Here is a 361-nt window from a genome sequence, read left to right as displayed (position 1 = left end):
CGCGACATGAACAGGCCATTCACCATCCTCGGCCTTGCCGGATGATGTTGAAACGGCCGTGTGGCGGTCACCGTCGACGGGAACCGCGACATCCTCGGGATCTGGGCCGGCGACGGCGGTGAAGGTGCCAAGCACTGGTTGCACGTGCTCACCGAGCTGAAGAACCGCGGCGTCCAGGACGTCTTGATGCTCGTCTGCGACGGGCTCAAGGGCCTGCCGGACGCCGTCGCGACGGTGTGGCCGCGCACGATCGTGCAAACCTGCGTGGTTCATCTGCTGCGTAACTCGTTCCGGTACGCGGCCCGCCAGGACTGGGACAAGATCGCCAAAGCACTCAAGCCGGTCTACACCGCGCCGACCG

At 65.7% G+C, this 361-nt stretch carries 1 pseudogene; it reads left to right on the top strand.

Going from position 1 to position 361, the window contains the following annotated elements:
- Positions 1–60: 60 nt before the first annotated feature.
- A pseudogene (locus tag ACFHWY_RS28920) lies at positions 61–361 on the top strand (transposase); the annotation flags it as partial.

This window comes from Micromonospora sp. LOL_024, from assembly GCF_048060415.1.
In the GTDB taxonomy this organism is placed as follows: Bacteria; Actinomycetota; Actinomycetes; order Mycobacteriales; family Micromonosporaceae; genus Micromonospora.
Note: the sequence above shows the minus strand (reverse complement) of the source record. Positions and strands in the feature narration are given on the sequence as shown.